The 3,463-nt window shown below is 38.6% G+C and carries 2 protein-coding genes; both read left to right on the top strand.

Features of this window, described 5'->3' with window-relative positions:
• Positions 1-2,107: VirD4-like conjugal transfer protein, CD1115 family (locus RTR43_RS24715; RefSeq protein WP_312476516.1), on the top strand; the 2,107-nt coding region annotated here is incomplete at its 5' end.
• A 13-nt stretch (positions 2,108-2,120) separates the two neighbouring features.
• The coding region (locus RTR43_RS24710) for a pLS20_p028 family conjugation system transmembrane protein (protein WP_396954627.1) at positions 2,121-3,463 on the top strand (1,343 nt) is incomplete at its 3' end.

Raw genomic sequence — 3,463 nt, 5'->3', positions numbered from 1 at the left:
TATTATCGCTTCTATATTCATTGTGAGGCAAGTATATAGGTTCAGAATTGCTTTTCGTGATATCAATAAGCAAACAAAAGGGACTGCCCGCTGGACGACCATTAAAGAAATCCAAGAGACTTATAAAGCGATTAAAGATGATGATATTGAGTATGAAGGAAGTGCAGGAATGCCAATTGTTCATTTTAATGATCATCTTTACGTTGATACAAACTCAACACATACCCTTGTGGTAGCATCAACACAATCTGGTAAGACTGAAACATACTCCTATCCATATTTAGATGTCATTATGAGAGCTAAAAAAAAGGACTCTGTAGTGATTACTGATATAAAAGGTGACATGCTTAAAAACACACATTCGGAATTTGAAAAGCATGGTTATGAAGTGATGTGCTTCAATTTATTAAATCCCTATTGGGGAATGGCATATAACCCTTTAGAGCTAGTAAAACAAGCATACATGAAGGGAGACTTCTCTAAAGCACAAATGCTATGCAATACGCTATCTTATTCCTTGTTTCATAACGATAAATCACACGCAGATCCTATGTGGGAAAATGCATCTATTGCGTTGGTAAACGCATTGATCCTCGCGGTTTGTGACTTGTGTATTAAAAATGGACAGCCTGAAAACATAACAATGTATACATTAACGGTTATGCTGAACGAGCTGGGAAGTAATCCGGATGAAGACGGTTATACACGGCTGGATCATTTCTTTGGGAATTTGCCGCCGTCTCATCCCGCCAAACTACAGTATGGAACAATTCAATTTTCACAGGGGATCACACGCAGCGGCATATACACTGGAACGATGGCCAAGCTAAAAAACTATACGTACGACACAATCGCTCGAATGACAGCACAGAATGATTTGAACATCGAGGATTTGGCATACGGGGAGAAGCCAGTAGCTTTATTCATTGTTTACCCCGATTGGGACGATTCAAATTACACCATTATTTCTACTTTTTTATCCCAAGTGAATGCTGTCCTTTCTGAAAAGGCGACATTATCCAAAGAAAGTACATTGCCAAGGAAAGTGAGATATCTTTTTGAGGAAGTTGCTAATATCCCGCCGATCGAAGGCTTAAACAGAGCTTTAGCAGTCGGTCTGAGCCGCGGCATGCTTTATACACTTGTAATACAAAACGTTTCTCAATTGCGTGATGTCTATGGTGATGATATGGCCACGGCAATAATGGGTAACTTGGGAAATCAGATTTATATTATGAGTGATGAGTGGGAGGACGCGGAGAAATTCAGCGAAAAGTTAGGGGTTACTACTATAATCTCAGCAGACCGCCAGGGTGGTTTAATGGACGTTGACAAGTCTTATAGCGAAAGGGAAGAAGAGAGGCCATTAATGCTCCCTGACGAGCTTAGAAGGCTGAAAAAGGGTGAATGGGTGGTTTTAAGGACCAAAAAACGTGAGAATCTAAAAAGAAAAAGAGTAGTGCCTTATCCGATCTTTGCTTCATTAGATAACGAAACCCACATGCTGCATAGATATGAGTATTTGATGCACCGGTTTAATAATGAAATTGCCCTTGGCGATTTGGGGTTTCATGGCAATCATGAGACATTAGATCTGGAGAGTCTTTTGATTGAATTTGAATTTAATGAGCCTGTTGAGCAGAAAAACAAAGTCAAAGGAAAAAAGCGCAGTGATAAAAAAGATGCTGATCCAGAGGTGCCTGATTATAATGAAATACCGCCGCCTGAAGAACCGATTGGAATTGCTGATGAGTCGTCAGAAGCAATGGGTTCACTCTTTGAGCTAGTACCATCAGATAATACAAATGAAGAGGAATTTTATGAAGGTCCGTGTTTGATTGATTCATCCAGGAACGAGGTTTTAGAGGTGAGTGAGGAGGATGCAATTATGAATTCGCTTGAAGAGGTGTACGAAACAAGTACGCCTATTTCTGATGCAATCAAAGCCGATCAATACGTGTATATAAAGTTTTTTGCTCAGAAGGCATTAACTGAAGATGAATACAATTATTTTGAAAGTTTAACGACAATTGAACAACTAAGGGCCTTTTTTAGAGCACCTGAAAAACATGAACTATATGAAAAGATTAAAAAACACATAGAGTAAGTGAGGTTTGTTTATGGATGATTCAGAGATTCTGAAGATACTACTAAGGTTCCAAGATTATCTTTCGTTGACTTCGATTTGGACTGCCCCATTTAGAGTCATTGGATGGTGGGTTATTATGGGGCTGGCCGCAGTAGTAGATGCCCTGTCCGGTGGAATTGAACAGATTTATGATTTGCTTAATTTCTTCAATAGTGACCAGATTGGTGATTTTATTGATAAGTGGATGCCGGTTATTTTTGCATTGATGGCATTGGCAATTGGCTTTATTGGATGGAAAATGATTGTCCAGAAGAAAACTGAATACGACAAAATCATTACAAATTCATTATTTGCATTAACACTTTTTCTTGTTCTCCCTTGGGGGATGCAACAGGCATCTGATCTCTTACTAGCTGGGAAGGGTATGCTTGCTGAAGACGGAAAGCTTGGTGTTTCCACCAAAATATATCAAAACAACATTGTTGATGTTTATAAGATTGACAAGGACGCTGAGTGGAGTAAAAAAGAATTCAAAAAGCTAAAGAAGAAAAATAATATTGAAAATGATGTAGACGTAAAACTATTAGATATAACGGAGCCGGTCGATACAGGCGGAATTTTTCACTCTAGTCCATTATCTAAAGATGGTGAGAAAATATTAGATAAAAAAGTAAGCGATGCATCCGGAGAAAAGAAATTAGAGGATCTTGAATCGTTTTGGATACAAGATGATGAAGCTTATTACCGATATGCATGGCACCCTTGGTACATGATATTTGAACTTGCTACCATAGCATTTGTTTTGTTTATGACCATGTTTAAGACTGCTCAGTTAATCATGGAACTAGGCATTTTAAAGATCTTCAGTGTTGGTACAGCTTTAACTGATCTTGAAAACGGACAACGTAATAAAAAATTCTTGGAGAAAATAAAGAATACATTCATTGTTTTATTTTCAATAGAGCTATTGTTACAGTGTTACATTCTCTTCACAGACTACATCGGCCAAGCTGATATATCTGCGCCGATAAAAATAGTTGTCTTGATTGCAGCGGCTGTTTTAACGGTGGATGGTCCTAACTTTATCGAAGAGATGTTTGGCATCGATGCTGGCTTGAAAAGCATTTCACGTAGTTTAGTTGGCCTCTTTGCTGCTGCTAAAACAGGAAAAATGGTTACTGATTTTGCTTCATCCACAGCTAAAAAAGCCGGGAAGCTTACCGGGAAAATAGCTAAAAAATCATCTGATGCTGCTTTGGTCGGCGTGGGTGCCGGAAAAGGTATACTGGATGGTTTTAAAGAAAACATGGATGCTGCTAAAAATGGCGGAGGAAGTAACGGTTTAGCAAATGGAAAAGAAAATAACACGCCGTT

Origin of the sequence: Neobacillus sp. (genome assembly GCF_031988165.1) — a bacterium.
Classification (GTDB): Bacteria; Bacillota; Bacilli; order Bacillales; family Cytobacillaceae; genus Neobacillus; species Neobacillus rhizosphaerae.
This window is presented reverse-complemented; position numbering and strand designations above follow the sequence as displayed.